The 17731-nt window shown below is 60.1% G+C and carries 14 protein-coding genes and 1 pseudogene; 6 read left to right on the forward strand and 9 right to left on the reverse strand.

From position 1 onward, the window contains the following. Positions 1–7 precede the first annotated feature (7 nt). The 4 genes from potA to potD are packed head-to-tail and all read left to right on the forward strand — an operon-like array spanning position 8 to position 3810. Entirely contained in the window at positions 8–1144 is a 1137-nt protein-coding gene (gene potA, locus DTA24_RS18225) for a spermidine/putrescine ABC transporter ATP-binding protein PotA (RefSeq protein ID WP_008806021.1), read from the forward strand. Then, complete coding sequence (gene potB / locus DTA24_RS18230) at positions 1128–1985, forward strand: spermidine/putrescine ABC transporter permease PotB (RefSeq protein WP_008806020.1); 858 nt, start codon at positions 1128–1130, stop codon at positions 1983–1985. Before potA ends, potB begins: the two co-directional genes overlap by 17 nt. Beyond that, a complete protein-coding gene (gene potC, locus DTA24_RS18235; RefSeq protein WP_012542218.1) occupies positions 1982–2767 on the forward strand; it encodes a spermidine/putrescine ABC transporter permease PotC in 786 nt (261 codons plus the stop codon). Before potB ends, potC begins: the two co-directional genes overlap by 4 nt. After that, positions 2764–3810: a spermidine/putrescine ABC transporter substrate-binding protein PotD gene (gene potD / locus DTA24_RS18240; protein WP_008806018.1), complete on the forward strand. Its 1047-nt coding sequence runs from the start codon at positions 2764–2766 to the stop codon at positions 3808–3810. Before potC ends, potD begins: the two co-directional genes overlap by 4 nt. A 45-nt stretch (positions 3811–3855) precedes the next feature. On the opposite strand, the gene DTA24_RS18245 is transcribed toward potD, so the two are convergent. The 9 genes and pseudogenes from DTA24_RS18245 to DTA24_RS28310 form a co-directional block, all read right to left on the reverse strand. Beyond that, positions 3856–5580, reverse strand: a complete 1725-nt coding sequence (locus tag DTA24_RS18245; RefSeq protein ID WP_080928807.1) for an aldehyde dehydrogenase family protein — start codon at positions 5578–5580, stop codon at positions 3856–3858. Next, the gene (locus DTA24_RS18250) at positions 5577–7205 is read right to left on the reverse strand and encodes a long-chain fatty acid--CoA ligase (protein ID WP_023322319.1); all 1629 of its coding nucleotides are present in this window, start codon (positions 7203–7205) and stop codon (positions 5577–5579) included. Before DTA24_RS18250 ends, DTA24_RS18245 begins: the two co-directional genes overlap by 4 nt. 251 nt (positions 7206–7456) lie before the next feature. Beyond that, positions 7457–7804, reverse strand: coding sequence for a hypothetical protein (locus DTA24_RS18255; RefSeq protein ID WP_123837015.1), 348 nt, complete (start codon positions 7802–7804; stop codon positions 7457–7459). 90 nt (positions 7805–7894) lie between these two features. Further along, positions 7895–8725: a Sir2 family NAD+-dependent deacetylase gene (gene cobB, locus DTA24_RS18260; RefSeq protein ID WP_008806007.1), complete on the reverse strand. Its 831-nt coding sequence runs from the start codon at positions 8723–8725 to the stop codon at positions 7895–7897. Positions 8726–8739: 14 nt separating this feature from the next. After that, a complete protein-coding gene (nagK, locus tag DTA24_RS18265) occupies positions 8740–9651 on the reverse strand; it encodes an N-acetylglucosamine kinase (protein ID WP_123837016.1) in 912 nt (303 codons plus the stop codon). A gap of 48 nt (positions 9652–9699) precedes the next feature. Continuing rightward, the gene (lolE, locus tag DTA24_RS18270; protein ID WP_012542227.1) at positions 9700–10944 is read right to left on the reverse strand and encodes a lipoprotein-releasing ABC transporter permease subunit LolE; all 1245 of its coding nucleotides are present in this window, start codon (positions 10942–10944) and stop codon (positions 9700–9702) included. Continuing rightward, a complete protein-coding gene (gene lolD / locus DTA24_RS18275) occupies positions 10944–11645 on the reverse strand; it encodes a lipoprotein-releasing ABC transporter ATP-binding protein LolD (protein ID WP_002900798.1) in 702 nt (233 codons plus the stop codon). Before lolD ends, lolE begins: the two co-directional genes overlap by 1 nt. After that, complete coding sequence (gene lolC, locus DTA24_RS18280) at positions 11638–12837, reverse strand: lipoprotein-releasing ABC transporter permease subunit LolC (RefSeq protein WP_046622379.1); 1200 nt, start codon at positions 12835–12837, stop codon at positions 11638–11640. The genes lolD and lolC overlap by 8 nt, the downstream gene beginning before the upstream one ends. A 142-nt stretch (positions 12838–12979) precedes the next feature. Further along, positions 12980–13102: pseudogene (locus DTA24_RS28310) on the reverse strand (hypothetical protein); the annotation flags it as partial. Between the two features lie 39 nt (positions 13103–13141). Between DTA24_RS28310 and mfd the strand changes: the two are divergent. Beyond that, positions 13142–16588 carry a transcription-repair coupling factor gene (gene mfd, locus DTA24_RS18290; RefSeq protein WP_012542229.1) on the forward strand — a complete coding sequence of 1149 codons (3447 nt, stop codon included), beginning with the start codon at positions 13142–13144 and terminating at the stop codon, positions 16586–16588. A gap of 163 nt (positions 16589–16751) precedes the next feature. Continuing rightward, positions 16752–17711, forward strand: a complete 960-nt coding sequence (ldtC, locus tag DTA24_RS18295; RefSeq protein ID WP_123837017.1) for a L,D-transpeptidase LdtC — start codon at positions 16752–16754, stop codon at positions 17709–17711. Positions 17712–17731: the final 20 nt, after the last annotated feature.

The following is a 17731-nucleotide window of genomic DNA, read 5'->3' on the forward strand; positions in this document are numbered from 1 at the left end:
CGTCTACATGGGACAGAGTCAAAAATTGAATATACAACCGCGTTCGCGTTCGCCGCTGGTGCAACTGGCGGGAATTCGCAAGAGCTTTGATGGTAAAACGGTCATCGATAACCTTAACCTGACCATCAACAATGGTGAGTTTCTCACCCTGCTTGGCCCCTCTGGCTGCGGTAAAACCACCGTTCTGCGCCTTATCGCCGGCCTGGAAAACGTCGACAGCGGACGGATCCATCTCGAAGATCACGATATCACCCATGTCCCGGCGGAAAACCGCCACGTCAATACCGTCTTTCAAAGCTACGCCCTGTTTCCGCATATGACGGTATTCGAGAACGTCGCCTTTGGCCTGCGGATGCAGAAAACCCCGGCGGCGGAAATCACCCCGCGGGTTCTGGATGCCTTAAAGATGGTACAGCTGGAAGACTTTGCCCAGCGCAAACCGCACCAGCTCTCCGGCGGCCAGCAGCAGCGCGTGGCCATCGCCCGCGCGGTGGTTAACAAACCGCGCCTGCTGCTGCTCGATGAATCCCTTTCGGCGCTGGATTACAAGTTGCGCAAGCAGATGCAGAACGAACTGAAAGCGCTGCAGCGTAAGCTCGGGATCACCTTCGTCTTCGTGACCCACGATCAGGAAGAGGCCCTGACCATGTCCGATCGCATCGTGGTCATGCGCGATGGCAAAATCGAACAGGACGGCACCCCGCGAGAGATCTACGAAGAGCCGAAAAACCTGTTCGTCGCCAGCTTTATCGGCGAGATCAATATCTTCGACGCCACCGTGATCGAGCGCCTCGACGAGCAGCGCGTGCGTGCCAGTGTCGAAGGACGGGAGTGCAACATCACCGTCAATTTTGCCGTGGAGGCCGGCCAGCGTCTGCACGTCCTGCTGCGCCCGGAAGATCTGCGCGTCGATGAGATCCACCACAACAGCGACGCCGACGGCCTGATCGGCTATGTGCGAGAGCGTAACTATAAGGGGATGACCCTTGAGTCGGTGGTCGAGCTGGAAAACGGCAAAATGGTGATGGTCAGCGAGTTCTTTAACGAAGACGACCCGGATTTCGACCACTCTCTTGACCAGAAAATGTCTATCAATTGGGTGGAGAGCTGGGAGGTGGTGCTGGCCGATGAAGAACTCCAGTAAATTCCAGAATGTGGTGATCGCCACCATCGTCGGTTGGCTGGTGCTGTTTGTCTTCCTGCCCAACCTGATGATCATCGCCACCAGCTTTCTGACCCGCGACGACGCCAACTTCGTCAAGCTGGTCTTCACGCTGGACAACTACTCGCGGCTGCTGGATCCGCTCTACTACGACGTGCTGCTGCATTCACTGAACATGGCGCTGCTGGCGACCCTCGCCTGCCTGGCGCTGGGCTACCCGTTTGCGTGGTTCCTCGCCCGGCTGCCGCAGAAGGTGCGCCCCCTGCTGCTGTTTCTGCTGATCGTCCCCTTCTGGACCAACTCGTTGATCCGTATTTACGGGCTGAAGATTTTCCTCAGTACCAAAGGCTATCTGAACGAGTTCCTGCTGTGGTTAGGGGTGATCGACACGCCGATACGCATTATGTTCACCCCCTCGGCGGTGATTATCGGCCTGGTGTATATCCTGCTGCCGTTTATGGTGATGCCGCTCTACTCCAGCATTGAGAAACTGGATCGCCCGCTGCTGGAAGCGGCGAAAGATCTCGGTGCCAGCAAGCTGCAGACCTTTATCCGCATTATCATCCCGCTGACCATGCCGGGGATCATCGCCGGCTGTCTGCTGGTGATGTTGCCGGCGATGGGGCTGTTCTACGTTTCCGACCTGATGGGCGGCGCCAAGAACCTGCTGATCGGCAACGTGATCAAGAGTCAGTTCCTGAATATTCGCGACTGGCCGTTCGGCGCGGCAACCAGCATTACCTTAACCCTGGTGATGGGCCTGATGCTGTTGATTTACTGGCGCGCGGCGCGCCTGCTGAATAAAAAGGTGGAGCTGGAATGATCGGTCGACTGCTGCGCGGCGGCTTTATGACCGCCATCTACGCGTATCTCTACATCCCTATTATTATTCTGATCGTTAACTCGTTTAACCGGTCGCGCTTTGGTATCAACTGGCAGGGGTTCACCACCGACTGGTATAGCCTGCTGATGAACAACGATAGCCTGCTGCAGGCCGCCCAGCATTCCCTGACCATGGCGGTGCTGTCGGCAACCTTCGCCACCCTTATCGGCTCGCTGACCGCCGTGGCGCTGTACCGCTACCGCTTTCGCGGCAAGCCGTTCGTTAGCGGCATGCTGTTTGTGGTGATGATGTCGCCCGATATTGTCATGGCCATCTCCCTGCTGGTGCTGTTTATGCTGATCGGTATTCAGCTTGGTTTCTGGTCGCTGCTGTTTTCGCATATCACCTTCTGCCTGCCGTTTGTGGTGGTCACCGTTTACTCCCGGCTGAAAGGCTTTGATGTGCGGATGCTGGAGGCGGCGAAAGATCTGGGCGCCAGCGAGATGACCATCCTGCGCAAAATCATCCTGCCGCTGGCCCTGCCGGCGGTCGCCGCCGGATGGCTGCTGAGCTTCACGTTGTCGATGGATGACGTGGTGGTCTCTTCGTTCGTGACCGGTCCGGGATATGAAATTCTGCCGCTGAAGATCTATTCGATGGTCAAGGTTGGCGTTTCGCCTGAGGTGAACGCCCTGGCCACGATTCTGTTGGTTCTGTCGCTGGTGATGGTCATCGCCAGTCAGTTAATTGCACGTGATAAAACTCAGGGGACGTTAAAATGAAAAAATGGTCACGCCACCTGCTCGCAGCCGGCGCTCTGGCAATCGGCATGAGCGCCGCGCACGCGGACGATAGCAAAACGCTCTATTTTTATAACTGGACCGAATACGTACCGCCGGGCCTGCTGGAGCAGTTCACCAAAGAGACCGGCATCAAGGTCATCTATTCGACCTACGAGTCGAACGAAACCATGTATGCCAAGCTCAAGACCTATAAAGACGGCGCGTACGACCTGGTCGTCCCGTCGACCTACTTCGTCGACAAGATGCGTAAAGAAGGGATGCTGCAGAAGATCGATAAGAGTAAGCTGACTAACTTCAGCAACCTCGATCCGCAGATGCTGAACAAACCGTTCGATCCGAATAACGACTACTCCATTCCCTATATCTGGGGGGCGACGGCTATCGGCGTCAACAGCGATGCGATTGATCCGAAAACCATCACCAGCTGGGCCGACCTGTGGAAGCCGGAATACAAAAGCAGCCTGCTGCTGACCGACGACGCGCGCGAAGTGTTCCAGATGGCGCTGCGTAAGCTGGGCTATTCCGGCAACACCACCGACCCGAAAGAGATTGAAGCCGCCTATAACGAGCTGAAAAAGTTAATGCCTAACGTCGCGGCGTTTAACTCCGATAACCCGGCGAACCCGTATATGGAAGGCGAAGTGAACCTCGGGATGGTATGGAACGGCTCGGCTTACGTCGCACGCCAGGCCGGTACCCCGCTGGAGGTGATCTGGCCGAAAGAAGGCGGCATCTTCTGGATGGACAGCCTGTCGATCCCGGCGAATGCCAAAAACGTCGACGGCGCGCTGAAGCTGATTAACTTCCTGCTGCGCCCGGATGTCGCCAAACAGGTCGCGGAAACCATCGGCTACCCCACGCCAAACCTGGCGGCGCGCAAAATGCTCAGCCCGGCAGTGGCCAACGATAAATCGCTCTATCCGGACGCTGCGACCATTGAGAAAGGCGAATGGCAGAATGACGTCGGCAGCGCCAGCGCCATTTATGAAGAGTATTACCAGAAGCTGAAAGCGGGCCGCTAATCCCGCAGGGCGGAACCGCGGTTCCGCCTTTTTTTTGCTCTCACCTTAGCCCCTCAGCGCGCGCCAGAGGATCGCCGGCAGCTTGCGCCAGCGCGGCCGATGATAAAAATCCACCAGCTTCTGCGCCACCGCTTCCTGCCCCCGGTGGGTAATAAACCAGGGCGGCAGGGGCATCAGCGTCAGTTCGCCATGCCACAGACTGCGCGGAAACGGCCGAAACGGCGCCTCAATCACCGTGCGCTCGGTTTTCTCCAGCATAAAGCTGTTATGCACCTTGCCCTGCCCGCTCTGAATATCGTCGAGCGTGTGGCCGGGAAACGCGCCCCACGGGCAAGAGGCCAACAGGAAGGCCACCCCGCTCCAGCAGTTGATCGCCACCGTGCCGTAGCGCAGCTCAGCGATTAACGCGTTAAAACGCTTACGTCCAATCGCTTTGCGGGTGCGCGGATGGATCACAATATTGGCCCCCAGCGTGCCCTGCAGCCGCTGATTCGCATAGCCGATCGCCTGGCGCAGAAAACTTTCCGCACTGTCGGCCTCAAGACGAGTGACCGACAGCCCCGGGCCAAAGACCTCCTGCTGACAGAGCGCCGGGTCATCGTCGGTGTTCGCCACAATCAACGGCAGCGCGTCGCCGCGCGCTATCTCCAGCGGCTGGCGGGCGCGCAGGCGAAAGTCGGTCAGCCGTTTTTCAGCGCCGGGGTAGTAGTCCGGGCGGGTATTCGCGGCGATCAGTCGGTACAGCTGATTCAGCAAGCCCGTCGCTGGCTCCCAGCCCTGCTGCAGGATCAGCACCTGGCTGGCCACGCAGTTAAACCCGCCGTTGTTCATCTTCTGCGTCGCCAGCTGCTGCGCCTGAAACGCAATATCCGCCTCGCTCCACGGCCCGGGTACGATAATGGTAGGGCTGACGCCGCCCAGCTCCGAAGTCACCCGACGCGGGTTCAGCGGCGTCCCGGCGGCCCGACGCTGGCGAGCCGCTTCACCGTCGCCCCAGACGATGACGTCATGGGTCTCGCGAGAGCCGGTGATATGGATCTCATCGACAGCGGGATGGCTGGTCAGCCATGCTCCCGCCTGGGCGTCGCCGGTGACGATGCGGAGCGCATCCATGGCAATCAGCGGTGCCAGGGCCTGGGCCAGCAGATCGTGCAGATAATCATTCACCGGGTTGAGCTTCAGCAGGCAGACCTGATTTTCAATAAACAGCTTGTGTAGCACATCCAGTGGCGCAATCGAGGCCACATTGCCGGCGCCAAGCACCAGCGCCAGCTTGCCCTGCCGCGCGGTCGGCGGGATGTCGTATGCCCGCGCCGCATAGCGGTCGAGATGGGCCCGGGTGACGCCTGGCTGCATCCATATCTCAGCGCGAACTCCAGACAGCAACAGTCGATCCCAGAGCGTGCCGGGCACCACCCGCAGCGCCAGGCGGCCGTCCGCCAGCGTCCGCAGCGGGATCCGCCGCAGAAAGGTCTTCTCTTCCAGCTGCTCCAGGGTGGCGATGAGCCCGTTGCAGCCGACCATTAGCGCGCAGGGGCCCGCCAGCCACTCCTCCCCCGCCAGCGGATCGCCCGCCGGCAGCCCTTTGGCCGCCGCCGCCGCGGCCACCCACGCCGGGGCAATACCAGCCAGGGCATCCTTGATCTGGCGTAGCAGCGCCAGACGACGGTTCACTGAGGTTTCCGCCCAACGCTGGCGCGCCGCCGACAAGGCGTACAGGGCAGCATCATACTGAGAGCAGGTCGTCAGACCGGGTCGCGCATGGCTCATTTTCCCTCACTCATTAAAATCTCTCCGTAGGCCTGGCGCAGTTGATTTTTGAGCACCTTACCCGTGGCGCTGACCGGTAGCGCGTCGACAAATATCACCCGGTCCGGGATCTGCCACTTTGGCACCCGCGTCTCAAACCAGGTCAGCAGATCGGTCTCTTCCACTTCGCCCCCTTCCGCGCGAACGCACAGCAGCACCGGCCGCTCGTCCCAGCGCGGATGACGGGCGGCGATGGCCGCCGCGCTGCGCACCGCCGGATGCGCGATGGCGATATTCTCCAGCTCAACGGTGGAGATCCACTCGCCACCGGACTTGATAATATCCTTTGCCCGATCGCAGATCACCAGATAACCATTGGCGTCGAGCGTACCGATATCGCCGGTATCAAACCAGCCTCCCGCGGTCAGGGCGCTCGCGTCCTGACCATAGTACTGCTCCACCACCCAGTGCCCTCTGACCTGCAGATACCCCTGACTTTGACCATCCCGGGGCAACGGTTCGCCATCCACGTCCACTACCTGCAGTTCGATGCCGAATATGGGCCGCCCCTGACCGGCGCGCTGCTTTTGCTGCTCCTGTGCCGGGAGCGCGTCATGTTTGCTCAACGGCGTGTTGATGGTGCCGATAGGCGATGTTTCGGTCATTCCCCAGGCGTGGGTCAGTTCAATGCCGTAATCACGCTGAAAGGCCTCGGCCATCGACGGCGGCAGCGCGGAGCCGCCAACCAGTGCACGTTTAAATTCAGGCAGCCGGACCTCTGTCCTGCGCATCGCCGCCAGCAAGCCGGCCCAGATCACCGGCACGCCAAACCCCACCGTTACCTTCTCGGCGGCCAGCAGCTGCAGCAGGCTGTCGCCATCGAGGTGCGGCCCCGGCAGCACCAGCCGCGCGCCGACCATAGCGGCGATAAACGGCGTCCCCCACGCGTTGACATGGAACATCGGCACCACCGGCAACAGGCTGTCCTTCGCCGATATGCCGGCGGCGTCCGGCTGGTTGCCGCTCAGGGCGTGCAGGACCAGCGAACGATGGGTATTCAACACCCCTTTCGGCCGGCCGGTAGTTCCCGAGGTGTAGCAGAGCGAAGCTGGGGTCAGTTCATTGAGCTGCGGCCAGCGATAGTCTACTGTCCCCTGCTGCAACAGATCGTCAAAAAACAGCAATGAGGGCAACTGGCTGAGCGCCGCTTCGCTGCGGGGTTCCATCAGCACGATGTGTTTCACCGTCGGCAGCTGCGGCAGCAGCTGCGCCACCAGTGGCAGAAAGGTCTGGTCAAAAAACAGCACTTCGTCGGCAGCGTCGTTGAGGATATACCGCAGATGGTCAACCGACAGCCGCGGGTTGACAGTGTGTGTCACCCAGCCGCCGGAGGCGACGGCAAAATAGATCTCCAGGTGGCGGCGATTGTTCCATGCCAGGGTAGCGCAGCGGGCGCCTGGCGGCAGCCCCAGCGACGCCAGCGCCGACGCCAGCCGCTGAGCGCGGCTGGCCACCTCCCCCCAGCTGCTGCGCTCCTGCTCACCGCCAGTACTCACCGAGACAATCTCGGTCTCGCTGTGATATTGCGCCGCATGGCCAAGCAGCGCGGCAGTGGTGAGATCCTGATAAATCATCGGTGACGGCATTACGGGGTCTCCTTTACAGACTTCCGGCAGGGAACAGGGTCGCGACGCGATCGTGCGAGCGCCTATTGAATCTGGTCTACATTTGCCGGTCTGCACAAAAAAACGTACAGAAATCAGCGGTCACGCACAAAATAGAGTAAGAAATGATTCAGGAGGAAAAAGACGAAATCATAACAGGCAGGTCATTGCTCAGGGCGGGTATCGCCCGGCAGCGGGCCGGGCGATAGCGTGTGTGGCGCAGCGGAAAACGATCAGCGTCGTCCACCGTCGCGCTGGCCTTTGCCCTTCCCTTTTTCGGCTCGCCGCTGCACAAAATCTTCAATGATGCCGACAACCCAGTTGAGAGGTTTCCACAGCACCACCAGCAGCAGCAACGGGCCGTATATCCGCACAACACTACCTGTCGCGACCTGACCGGTGAACAGCAGGGCTAAGATATCCAGCAGCAGGCACAACACGCTGCCGATGCTGATGAGATAGCACAGTATGAAAAGGATCGGCCGACTATCGGCGTGTAGCGGTAAAGCGCGCTGGCTCCAGACGCCAACGATAATGGCCGCGATCAACATGATCGCTTCGATAACCAGCGGATTATGCATGGTCTGACTCCTGTCATGACGTTTCATCCTTGTCAGCAGCGCTGCCGGAAGCAGTGGCCAGGGCCCTGGCTACCGGCAGGCGGCTTCAGTTTATAGCGGGTTTTCCTGCAGCAGCTTATCGATAAAGGCAGGCACCACTTCGCTTGCCAGCCCGTAGTGCTTCTCGGCAAACTCGCTGCCCACCTGGCTGGGTTCCAGGTTCAGTTCAACGGTATGGGCGCCGTGCAGCCTCGCCTCGTGCACAAAGCCAGCCGCCGGATAGACATGGCCGGAGGTACCGATGGCGATAAAAATATCCGCGTCGGCCAGCGCGCTGTAGATCTCATCCATCCCCAGCGGCATCTCGCCAAACCAGACTACGTGCGGACGCAGCGCCGCCGGGAACTGGCAACAGTGGCATTTGTCCTCAGCGGTGACGTCGCCGGTCCACTCCAGCACCTGGCCGCTCCACGAACAGCGCACCTTTAGCAGCTCGCCGTGCATATGGATCACCCGGCGGTTGCCGGCGCGCTCGTGCAGATTATCAATATTCTGGGTGACCAGCAGGAAATGGTCGCCCAGTAGATCTTCCAGACGCGCCAGCGCCAGATGCGCCGCGTTCGGCGCGATCTCCGGGCTCTGCAGCTGGCGACGACGGGCGTTGTAGAACGCCTGCACCAGCGCCGGATCGCGGGCGAAGCCTTCCGGCGTCGCCACATCTTCCACCCGATGCTCTTCCCACAGGCCATCCGCCGCGCGGAAGGTTTTGATCCCCGACTCTGCCGAGATGCCCGCGCCGGTTAACACCACCACTCTCGGTTTTGCCATCGCTTCAGGTTTCATCCTGTCCTCCCTAAAGAAAATCCGCTGACGCAGACGGTCACGCAACCGACGTTTATTGCGACGAAAACGGCTCAATCGATGTAAACGGCGCGACTGCATAGCTACCTCTGTGATTAATGGGTCAGGTGAAGGAAGGCCGCACCGCGCATTCCCCCGGCATCGCCGTGGCGTGCGCGCTCAATGCGCGGAACCCTGGCGACCGGCAGAAGATGGCGCGGCAATCGTTGCGCCAGCCCTTCGCTAATGGCCGTAAAGTTAGATAATCCACCGCCGAGCACCAGTAAATCCGGGTCGACAATGGTCAGTATATTCCCCAGACACACCGCCAGCAGATCGAGATAGCGCTCAACGTGCGCCTGGGCGCGCGGATCGTGCTGCTGCCACTGCGCCACTATCTCCGGCGAGGAGAGCGGTTGCTGGTAAAAATGTTCGTACAGCCAGGCGAAACCGCGGCCGGAGAGATAATTTTCAATGCAGCACAGCTGGCCGCAGCCGCAGCGCAGCAGCGGAAAATCGCGCCCGACCACCTCCAGGGCATCCACCGGCAGGCGAATATGGCCGAACTCGCCGGTGATATAGCTATGTCCGGTAATCGATTTACCGTTCAACACCAGGCCGCCGCCCACGCCGGTGCCGAGGATCAGCCCCATCACCAGCGGGTATTGCGTAAACTCATCGTCCCACGCTTCAGACAGCGCGAAACAGTTGGCGTCATTATCGAGGCGCACATCGCGCCCCAGCCGCGCGCTGAGGTCGGTGCGCAGCGGCCGGCCGCTGGCGGCTGGCACGTTAGCGGCATACAGCGTGCCGTCTGCCGTTTCCGGCATCCCCGGAATACCGATCCCGACCGACCCCTGCTGGTCGAAGCGCTCATCGGCCTCGCGGACCAGCGCCTCCACCGCCTGGAGAAAATCCTCATAACTGCTTTTCGGCGTGGCGACGCGTTTTTCCCACTGCAGTCGCCGCTCCTGATTAAATACGCCCAGCGCTATCTTGCTGCCGCCAATGTCAAATCCATAATACATTTCAGCAATTCCTCTTGTGTCGTCAGCAAAGCCGACGATGACGATAAATTACTGGCCACTCAGCACCCTCGCCGGGTCGATGCGGCTGGCGCGGCGGGCGGGATACCAGCTGGCCAGCAAACTCAGCAACAGTGCTGTCACCAGCACATAAAAGACGTCCAGCCAGTGCAGTTCTGACGGCAGGAAGTCAATAAAATAGATGTCGCCGGAGAGGAATTTATGCCCAATCAGGTATTCGATACCGTTGATGATTGACGTCAGGTTCAACGCGCAGATCACGCCGATCACTACCCCGAACAGGCTGCCTACCGATCCGGCTAATAAACCATACCACACGAAAATCGCGCGAATTAAGCCGTCTTTTGCGCCAAGCGTGCGCAGCACCGCAATATCGCCGCTTTTGTCTTTGACCGCCATCACCAGCGTCGAGACGATGTTAAAGCAGGCCACGCCGATCACCAGCACCATCGCCAGGTACATAATGGCGCGGATCATCTGGATATCGCGATACATATAGCCATAGGTGCCGATCCAGCTCTTGATGTAGACGTAGCTGTTGGTCACCTCGCCGGCGTCGCGCACCAGCTTGTTCGCGTGGAAAACGTCGGTGACCTTGATGGCGATGCCGGTCACGCTGCTGCCCATCTCCAGGTACTGCTGCGCATCCTGCATCGGGATCATGGCAAAACTATGATCGAGCTGGCCGCTCAGCTGTAAAATTCCGGTCACATGCAGCCTGACGCGTTTTGGCTGCAGCAGTTGATGGTCGGCGTCGGCGTTAGGGATCATGATCGACACCCAGTCCCCCTGCTTCACGTGCAGCGCATCGGCGACCCCTTTCCCCAGAATCACCTGCTGTTCGCCGGCCTTGAATCCGGCCCACGCGTTATTCTGCACAAAGGTGGGCAGCGCGCTGAGCCGGGTTTCCTGCTGCGGGTCGACCCCTTTCACCTGGATGGCGCGCATATTGCTGCCGCTCTCCACCAGGCCGGTGAAGTTAATATAGGGCGCTGCCGCGACAATCCCCTTCACCTTCTGCACCTTCGCCAGCGCCTCCTGCCAGTTATTCCACGGCTGGTTCACGGGTTCGATTTCGCCGTGCGGCACCACCGCCAGCACGCGGTTGTTCAGCTCGCGTTCAAAACCGTTCATCGCGCTGAGGCCGACGATCAGCACCGCCACCCCCAGCGCAATGCCGATGGTGGAGATCACCGAGATCAGCGACACCATGCCGCCGCGCCGCCGTCCGCGGCTGAAACGTAATGCAATCAGTAACGATAACGGAGACGCCATTACTCGGCCCCCATCAGGGTCAGGTCGGCGGTCAGACGGCCATCACGCATCTCCAGCTGGCGGCTCATGCGTTTCGCCAGCTGCAGGTCGTGGGTCACCACCAGAAACGCGGTGCGCTGCGCGACGTTCAGTTCGCCCAGCAGCTGGAAGATGCTGTCGGCGTTGCGAGCATCAAGGTTACCGGTCGGTTCATCCGCCAGCACCAGCCGCGGTTTATTCACCAGCGCGCGGGCAATCGCCACCCGCTGGCGTTCACCGCCGGAGAGCTCCGACGGACGGTGATGGCTGCGGTGTTCAAGCCCGACTGCCTGCAGCATCGCTTTCGCCTGGCGTTCAATATCCGCTGGCTTCTTTTTGCCAATCAGCAGCGGCATCGCCACGTTTTCCAGCGCGCTAAAGTCCGGCAGCAAATGGTGGAACTGATAGATAAAGCCCAGCTCGCGGTTACGCAGGTCGGCGCGCGCGGCGGTGGAGAGTTTACTCATCGGCTGGCCGGAGAAAATCACGTCGCCAGAGGTGGGCGTATCCAGGCCGCCGAGCAGATGCAGCAGCGTACTTTTGCCAGAGCCGGAGGTGCCGACAATGGCCATCATCTCGCCTTCACCAATGCTGAAGCTGACATTGTGCAGGACATCGGTTTGCACATTGCCTTCCTGATAGCGTTTGCACAGGTTGTCGCATTGCAGCAGGATCTTATTCATAACGTAAAGCCTCAGCGGGTTGGGTGGCGGCAGCGCGCCAGGAAGGGTACAACGTAGACAACAAGGCCAGCACCATCGCCACCAGGGCGATAACAATAACCTGCAGCGGCTCAATCGCCACCGGCAGCGCCGCGCCGTCAAGGAAGGCGCCGATGACTGGCATTAAATTATTCAACTGGCTGGCGAGCAGCGCGCCAAGCACGGCTCCCAACAGCGCGCCGACGATCCCGGCGCTGGCGCCCTGCACCATAAAGACGGCCATGATCTGCCGCGGCGTCAGCCCTTGAGTTTGCAGGATAGCCACTTCGCCCTGCTTCTCCATCACCATCATCCCCAGCGAGGTAATAATGTTGAAGGCCGCGACGGCGACGATCAGGCTCAGCAGCAGGCCCATCATGTTTTTCTCCATGCGCACCGCCTGGAACAGTTCGCCCTTGCGCTCGCGCCAGTCCTGCCACTGGGTACCCGGCGGCAGCGTCTGCTGACTCAGGGTATCCACTTGCAGCGGTTTATCCAGCCACAGGCGCCAGCCGGTGATATTCCCCAGCGGATAACGCATTAAACGAGAGGCGTCGTCGATGTTGGTCAGCATCTGATAACCATCGACTTCGCTGTTGGCGGCGAAGGTGCCGATGACCGTGAACAGACGCTGGCTCGGCACGCGGCCCATTGGCGTAAACTGACTGGCGGAAGGAACCATCACACGAATTTGATCGCCACGATTAACCCCCAGCTGGCCCGCCAGCTGTTCGCCGAGAATAACGTTATATTTGCCCGCCTGCAGATCGCTCTGTTTGACGTTCACCAGGTACGGAGTCAGGGGATCGTTCTGCGCCGGATCAATGCCCAGCATGACCCCGACCGCCACGCTGCGCGCGCTCTGCAGGACGACGTCACCGGTGGTGATCGGCGCCACGCGGGTCACCCCCTGGAGTTTCGCCTCGCGCTCCGGCAGTTGCTGTGGATTCACCGAACCCTGTTTGGCGCTAAGAATGGCCTGCGGCATCAGCCCCAGGATGTTGTTTTGCAGCTCGCGTTCAAAGCCGTTCATCACCGACAGGACCGTCACCAGCGCCATTACGCCAAGCGTAATGCCGATGGTTGAGAGCCAGGAGACGAATCGACCGAAGCGGTCGGCTGCGCGCCCGCGCATATAGCGCAGGCCGATAAAGAGTGCGGCAGGTTGGTACATGTCATCCATCTGGTTGCTGATAGCCGATGCCCGAGTATATAAGCGAATACGAGCAGCGTAAATGACTGATACCTGACGACTTTATTAGCAATAATCCTAAAAACCAAGCAAATACAATCGGATAGATAAGACCTTGCTGATATATCTTTACGCTTATCCGCAACCCGGATGTTTGTTGAACCAACACCTGATGGCAATTCGGGTTGGCGAATCCAGACCAATCGCGGATAATCTCACTATTGAATATCAGCGAGTTGCCCTCCATATCGGCAGAGCGAATCCCCAAGAGACCATGAAACCGTCTATGCCTGAACAATATCGATACTCATTGCCGGCCAAAGCTGGTGATCTGCGCCAGCTTGGCGAGTTGACCGGCGCGGCCTGCGCTACCCTGGTGGCAGAGATGGCCGAACGCCACAAAGGCCCGGTGGTGCTGGTGGCACCTGACATGCAAAACGCGCTGCGTCTGAACGACGAGATCAGGCAGTTCACCGACAGCATGGTGATGGGGCTGGCTGACTGGGAAACGCTCCCCTACGACAGCTTCTCGCCGCACCAGGATATCATCTCCTCCCGCCTAGCCACCCTTTACCAGTTACCCACCATGCAGCGCGGCGTACTGATCGTCCCGGTCAGCACCCTGATGCAGCGCGTTTGCCCGCACAGCTTCCTTCACGGGCACGCGCTGGTGATGAAAAAGGGCCAGCGCCTGTCGCGCGATGCGCTGCGCGATCAGCTGGAGGGCGCCGGCTATCGCCATGTCGATCAGGTGATGGAGCACGGCGAATATGCCACCCGCGGCGCGCTGCTCGACCTGTTCCCGATGGGCAGCGACCAGCCCTACCGCCTCGATTTCTTTGACGATGAAATCGACAGCCTGCGTCTGTTCGACGTCGACAGCCAGCGCACGCTGGAGGAAGTGGCGGCCATTAACCTGCTGCCGGCGCACGAGTTTCCCACCGACCAGACCGCCATCGAGCTGTTCCGCAGTCAGTGGCGCGACCGTTTTGAGGTGAAGCGCGATGCCGAGCATATCTATCAGCAGGTCAGTAAAGGGACACTGCCTGCCGGTATCGAATACTGGCAGCCGCTGTTCTTCAGCGAGCCGCTGCCGCCGTTATTTAGCTATTTCCCGGCCAGCACCCTGATCGTCAACACCGGCGATCTCGAGGCCAGCGCGGAACGTTTCCAGAATGAAGCCCGCGCCCGCTTCGAAAACCGCGGCGTCGATCCGATGCGCCCGCTCCTGCCGCCGGAACTGCTGTGGCTGCGCAGCGATGAGCTGTTCGGCGAACTGAAAAAATGGCCGCGCGTACAGCTGAAAACCGAGCGCCTGGCGGACAAAGCGGCGAATACCAATCTGGGCTACCAGACGCTGCCTGATCTCGCGGTGCAGGCGCAAAACAAAGCGCCGCTGGATAATCTGCGCCGCTTCCTCGAGTCCTTTACCGGCCCGGTGATCTTCTCCGTGGAAAGCGAGGGTCGCCGTGAAGCGCTGAGCGAAATGCTGGCGCGGATTAAAATTGCGCCAAAACACGTGCTGCGTCTGGAAGAAGCCACCGGCAATGGCCGCTATCTGATGATTGGCGCCGCCGAACACGGGTTTATTGACAGTCAGCGCGGCCTGGCGCTGATTTGCGAAAGCGACCTGCTCGGCGAGCGCGTGGCGCGCCGCCGGCAGGATTCACGTCGCACAATCAACCCTGACATCCTCATTCGCAACCTTGCCGAACTGCATATCGGCCAGCCGGTTGTCCATCTGGAGCACGGCGTGGGCCGCTATGCGGGAATGACCACCCTGGAAGCCGGCGGCATCACCGGCGAATACCTGATGCTGACTTACGCCAACGATGCCAAGCTATACGTTCCGGTATCCTCCCTGCATCTTATCAGCCGTTACGCCGGCGGGGCGGAAGAGAACGCGCCCCTGCACAAGCTGGGCGGCGATGCCTGGACCCGGGCGCGACAAAAAGCGGCTGAGAAAGTACGCGACGTGGCGGCAGAGCTGCTGGATATCTACGCCCAGCGCGCGGCGAAGGCGGGCTTTGCCTTTAAACACGACCGCGAACAGTATCAGCTGTTCTGCGACGGCTTCCCGTTTGAAACCACGCCGGATCAGGCGCAGGCGATTAACGCCGTCCTCAGCGATATGTGCCAGCCGCTGGCCATGGACCGCCTGGTGTGCGGCGATGTGGGCTTCGGTAAGACCGAAGTGGCTATGCGCGCCGCCTTCCTCGCCGTGGAGAACCACAAGCAGGTGGCGGTGCTGGTGCCGACCACCCTGCTGGCTCAGCAACACTATGACAACTTCCGCGATCGTTTCGCCAACTGGCCGGTACGCATCGAAATGCTCTCCCGCTTCCGCAGCGCTAAAGAGCAGGCGCAGATCCTCGAGCAGGCCGCGGAAGGCAAAATCGATATCTTAATCGGCACCCATAAGCTGTTGCAGAGCGAGGTGAAGCTGCGCGATCTGGGGCTGCTGATCGTCGACGAAGAGCACCGCTTTGGCGTTCGTCACAAAGAACGCATCAAAGCAATGCGCGCCGATGTCGATATCCTGACCCTCACCGCCACGCCGATCCCGCGGACGCTGAACATGGCGATGAGCGGGATGCGGGACCTGTCGATCATCGCCACGCCGCCGGCGCGCCGTCTGGCGGTGAAGACCTTCGTTCGCGAATACGACGCCCTGGTGGTGCGCGAGGCGATCCTGCGCGAAACGCTGCGCGGAGGCCAGGTCTACTATCTATTTAATGACGTCGAAAACATCCAGAAAGCCGCCGACAAGCTGGCGGAGCTGGTGCCGGAGGCGCGGATAGCCATCGGCCACGGCCAGATGCGGGAGCGCGAACTGGAGCGGGTGATGAATGACTTCCATCACCAGCGCTTCAATGTGCTGGTGTGCACCACCATCATCGAAACCGGGATCGATATTCCCACCGCCAACACCATCATCATCGAACGCGCCGACCATTTTGGCCTCGCCCAGCTGCACCAGCTGCGCGGCCGCGTTGGCCGTTCGCATCATCAGGCCTATGCCTGGCTGCTGACGCCGCATCCGAAAGCGATGACCACCGATGCGCAAAAGCGCCTTGAAGCCATTGCGTCGCTGGAAGATCTCGGCGCCGGCTTTGCGCTGGCGACCCACGATCTGGAGATTCGCGGGGCCGGGGAACTGCTCGGCGAAGATCAGAGCGGTCAGATGGAAACCATCGGTTTCTCTCTGTATATGGAGCTGCTGGAGAACGCAGTCGATGCGCTGAAAGCCGGACGCGAACCCTCGCTGGAAGATCTCACCAGCCAGCAGACGGAGGTCGAACTGCGCATGCCTTCCCTGCTGCCTGACGATTTCATCCCTGACGTCAATACGCGACTGTCATTCTATAAGCGCATTGCCAGCGCCAAAAACGAACTCGATCTGGAGGAGATCAAAGTCGAGCTGATCGATCGTTTTGGCCGCCTGCCCGATGCCGCCCGCAACCTGCTGGATATTGCCCGTCTGCGTCAGCAGGCGCAGAAACTGGGGATCCGCAAACTGGAAAGCAACGAAAAAGGCGGCGTGATTGAATTTAACGAGAAAAACAACGTCAATCCGGTGTGGTTGATCGGCCTGCTGCAGAAGCAGCCCCAGCACTTCCGGCTGGACGGGCCGACGCGCCTGAAATTCATGCAGGATCTGGAAGAGCGTAAAACGCGGATGGACTGGGTTCGCCAGTTTATGCGTCAGCTGGAAGAGAACGCCGTCGCCTGACTGGCAGGAGATACGGCCCCCTGGCCGTATCTCCCTTCTTACATACCTGGCAATCTTTACAAACATTTTGCAATCCGCCTGGATTTCCCCACACAGACTCACGCCATAATCTCATCTGCTTTTCATATAAAAATAACCACTTATATATTTTGGAGTTATGGTAATGAGAAACCGTTTCCCCGTTACGCTCTGGCTGGCGCTGGTCGCGCTGGTCGCCGCGCTGGCTCTGCCCGCGCGCGCCAACACCTGGCCCCTTCCCCCGCCGGGCAGCCGGCTGGTAGGTCAGAATACGTTCCACGTGGTGCAGGATAACGGCGGTTCGCTGGAGGCGATTGCCAAAAAGTACAATGTCGGCTTTCTGGCCCTGCTGCAGGCCAATCCCGGGGTTGACCCCTATGTTCCCCGCGCCGGCAGCGTGCTGACCATCCCCCTGCAGACGCTGCTGCCCGATGCGCCGCGCGAAGGGCTGGTGATTAACCTTGCCGAACTGCGCCTCTACTATTACCCGCCGGGTAAGAATGAAGTGACCGTCTACCCGATCGGCATCGGCCAGCTGGGCGGAACCACCATCACGCCGACGATGGTCACGACCGTGTCTGACAAGCGGGCCAATCCGACCTGGACGCCCACCGCTAACATTCGCGCCCGCTATAAGGCAATGGGGATTGAGCTGCCGGCGGTGGTGCCAGCCGGTCCTGACAACCCGATGGGCCATCACGCCATCCGCCTCGCCGCCTATGGCGGAGTCTATCTCCTGCACGGCACCAATGCCGATTTCGGCATCGGCATGCGCGTCAGCTCCGGCTGTATTCGTCTGCGCGACAGCGATATCAAGGCGCTGTACAACGCCATTTCGCCAGGCACTAAGGTGAATATCATTAACACGCCGATCAAGGTATCGGTAGAGCCGGATGGCCGCCGTCTGGTTGAAGTCCATCAGCCGCTGTCTGAGCATATCGATGACGACCCGCAGACCTTGCCCATTACGCTTAACGCGACCATGACGGAGTTCAAACAGGCGCCGCAAACCGACGGGACGGTGATGGAGCGCGCGATGAATTACCGCTCGGGCATGCCCATTGACGTCACGCGTCATGCTGCCCCTGGACCGCAGTCGTTGTAGTCTTACGCTGCACAAAACAA

This window comes from Klebsiella sp. P1CD1, assembly GCF_003790505.1.
Classification (GTDB): domain Bacteria; phylum Pseudomonadota; class Gammaproteobacteria; order Enterobacterales; family Enterobacteriaceae; genus Klebsiella; species Klebsiella variicola.